This is a genomic window from Microbacterium sp. MRS-1 (assembly GCF_000585455.1).
In the GTDB taxonomy this organism is placed as follows: Bacteria; Actinomycetota; Actinomycetes; order Actinomycetales; family Microbacteriaceae; genus Microbacterium; species Microbacterium laevaniformans.
Genome location: NZ_JAUF01000121.1, coordinates 1 through 2,274, shown reverse-complemented (window position 1 = coordinate 2,274; position 2,274 = coordinate 1). Strand labels below are relative to the sequence as shown.

Genomic DNA, 2,274 nt, shown 5'->3' with positions numbered 1-2,274 from the left:
GGTTCGCGGCGTCTTGCTCGAACGGGAGGTAGCCGACTTCGTCGACGATGATCAGCCCGTAACGTCGGAGCCTCGCGAGCTCTCTGGGCAGGTTCCCCTGCCTGTGCGCGTCGGTGAGTCGGGTGATCCAGTCCGTCGCGGTCGCGAACAGGACCCGGTGCCCGTGGCGGGCGGCGACGATTCCGAGCGCGGTCGCGAGATGCGTCTTCCCGGTCCCGGGAGGTCCGAGGAGGACGACGTTCTGCGCTTCGAGGAGGAATCCTCCCGAGGCGAGAGCGGCGATCTGTTGGCGGGTAGTGGGCTGCGCGTCCCAGTCGAAGTCCTCGAGGGTCTTCCGGCTCGGGAACCCGGCCGCTTTGATCCGCAACTCCGCGCCGGAAGCGTTGCGGGCCGAGACTTCGCGTTCGAGGACGGCGGCGAGATAGTCCTCGAACGACCAACCCGCATCCCGCGCCTGGTCAGCCATCCGGGCTGCGGCTTCCGTGATCCGGGGCGCCTTCAGTGCGCCAGCGAGGTAGGTGATCTGCTTGGCCGCGTCGGTCTGCTTCCCGGCCATCACGCGACCCCCTCGATCCCGAACGCCCGGTCGTAGTCCGCGAGATCCCGACTCAGATCATCAGGAGCCGCAGCCAGCCGCGGCTCCTGGAACTGGTGCCGCAGCCGCTTCGCCGCCTCAACGTGGGCGGGGTCGGTGATCGTAGAGCCCCGCGCCCAGACCCGGGCGTGGTCGGCGACGAGTCTGCCGTCGAGCCGAACTCTCACTCTGTCGAGATCCGCGGCGATATCAACAATCCGGCCGATCGCGGCGGGGTCAACCGAGTAGTCGGATGCGTCGAGGCGAACGTAATAGTCCCGGCCGAGGCGGACTCGTTCCCGCCAACCCAACTGCAGCGGAATCGGCGGCAACGGCAGCATTCGGGCCCGGTCATGCCCGATCAGATCGATGGGCCGTGCTTTGATCGTGCGGACCACCCTGCCGTTCGCCTTCTCGAGCCATTCCTGCAGTTGCGCGTTGAAGTCGGAGGGTGAGGTGAACGTGCGGCCGGGCATGAACGAGGTCTCCAACCAGCCGTTGCGGCGCTCAACGATCCCCTTCGACTCCGGGTCGTATGGCTTCAGCTGAACGACCTTCGTCGCGAGGGTCCCCGCGAACGACGCGACCCCCTGTGCGAGGCGTCCGCGCTGCCCGATCCCGGACTCGTTGTCCCAGATCAGCCGCCGCGGAACCGCGCCGAGCTGCTGGATGAGCTCCCAGTGCCCGAGCAGCAGATCCTCCGTCTTCCGCGTCGGGATCATCCGCGCCGTCACGAACCGTGAGTGCGCCGCGACGATCACCAACACCGGCAACAGCACCGCGGTGCCATCCTCGAGCGGGATCTTCCGCGGCGGGAACCACAGATCACACTGCGCCGCATCACCCGCCGCCCAGGTCAATCGATCTGCAGGATCGACCGGGCGATGCTCCGGCCTCAGCCTCGCAACGTTGTCACGGAACCAACGGATCGAGCCCTCCCATCCGACCCGTTCCGCGAGCACCGTCGCCGGCATCTGCGGATGCTCCGCGAGCAGCGCCCGCACTCGAGCCTCAAACGGCGTGAACGATGTCGGCCGCGGTGACCGCTCATACCTCGGCGGCCCGTCGGATTTCACCGCCTTGACCACCGTCGTCCGCGAGATCCCCAACCGCGCGGCAATCTGCGCCTTCGGAACCCCTTCCGCAGCCAACCCGCGAATCAGCGCCCAATCTTCCAAAGTGATCACTCTCCCATCGTTGAGTGTTCACTTTTCGAGCGCCGCTACTGTCCAGTTCTCGAGCGCCGCCGACACCCCGCAGAAGACTTTCTACGCACGCTCGGTGACCGGGCGAACCGTCGATGTGCCAGGAGTGGACTTCGCATGATCGACAAAGGAAGACAGCCTGACCTTTGAAGTCGTCACGTTGTCGCGCCGAGACCGCCACGGAGTCGAGATCCAACTCAGCCCAAAGTTCGGTAGCACGTCGAGAATCGGCGGCTGACAACGGTGTCTCCTGACGACTCTTGTTGCAAGATTCGCACGAGGCGAGGTAGTTGTCAGCCCGATTCGGACCACCCGCGACGCGCGGTATCGCGTGATCAACGTTGAGTGGCCGGGCCGGAGAGGAAGGCGGCGCGTCGTCCTCGAAATTGAGAAGCGAACAGTCGCAGTGAAAGCACCGGCCGTCGGTTATCGGGCTCTTCGCAGTTGAGGGTGTAGTCGAGGGTCGGCGGCTGGTTCGCGGATAGACGTCGAGGT

The 2,274-nt window shown here is 66.0% G+C and carries 3 protein-coding genes; all 3 read right to left on the bottom strand.

What is annotated here, in order from left to right; translation table 11 throughout:
- Positions 1-556, bottom strand: a 556-nt coding sequence (locus AS96_RS14345; protein ID WP_036291239.1) for an ATP-binding protein, incomplete at its 3' end; no start/stop codon positions are given.
- A complete protein-coding gene (gene istA, locus AS96_RS14340; RefSeq protein WP_442921712.1) occupies positions 556-1,737 on the bottom strand; it encodes an IS21 family transposase in 1,182 nt (393 codons plus the stop codon). The genes istA and AS96_RS14345, both read right to left, overlap by 1 nt.
- A complete protein-coding gene (locus AS96_RS16170; RefSeq protein WP_442921711.1) occupies positions 1,622-2,209 on the bottom strand; it encodes an HNH endonuclease in 588 nt (195 codons plus the stop codon). The genes istA and AS96_RS16170 overlap by 116 nt, the downstream gene beginning before the upstream one ends.
- Positions 2,210-2,274 lie beyond the last annotated feature (65 nt).